The sequence below is a fragment of the Vibrio sp. 2033 genome, assembly GCF_033339735.1.
The window spans coordinates 1-724 of the sequence record NZ_JAWOVC010000321.1; the positions used below are offsets into that span (position 1 = coordinate 1).

The 724-nt window shown below is 47.0% G+C and carries 1 protein-coding gene and 1 pseudogene; both read right to left on the minus strand.

Annotated elements, in window-relative coordinates; translation table 11 throughout:
* Positions 1-106 (minus strand): annotated as a pseudogene (locus R7P74_RS26350) (glycine/betaine ABC transporter substrate-binding protein); the annotation flags it as partial.
* A gap of 48 nt (positions 107-154) precedes the next feature.
* Positions 155-724 (minus strand): GMC oxidoreductase (locus R7P74_RS26355; RefSeq protein ID WP_318123592.1); only part of this gene is annotated, 570 nt, incomplete at its 5' end.

Genomic DNA, 724 nt, shown 5'->3' on the forward strand with positions numbered 1-724 from the left:
TCCAGCCGACATCGGCAAAGCGCACGGTTTCACATTGGTTTGCGTAAGCGCTGGTAGCTAAAGAACTTAACGCGATAGTCGATAGTATTTTCGTCATCTTAGACATGTTGAATTCCTTTTAATAATTTCTGACTTTATTCTCAGTTTTTAAAGATTAAGAGATCGACTCCAAGTCTCTTTTCGGTGGATGCATTCGCTGCATCTCTTGCCAGTTCGGCGCAATCCAAACCGGAGTATTGTTTGCTTTTTCTAGTGCGTTACCCAAGATCATGTCCGCAGCCCGTTCTGCAACCATGATGGTTGGCGCGTTCAAGTTACCATTTGGAATGGTTGGGAAAATCGACGAGTCCACAACACGCAAACCCTGGATGCCGCGTACCTGACACTGCTCATCCAGTACAGCTAGCGGATCATCGTCTGCACCCATTTTGCAGCTACATGAAGGATGATAAGCACTCTCAACATTTTGCTTAACCCACTCATCAATTTGCTCGTCGGTAGTGATATTGAGACCTGGCTGGATTTCATCGCCACGGAACTCATCCATCGCAGGTTGATTGAGAATTTCGCGCGTCAGACGAATACAGTCACGCCAGTCCTGTTTATCTTGCTCGGTCGAGATGTAGTTAAACTCAATCTTTGGCTTATCAGTCGGGTTAGAAGAAACCACCTCTACAGTGCCCCGGCTCTCTGGTTTATTAGGGCCGACGTGTACCTGGAAACC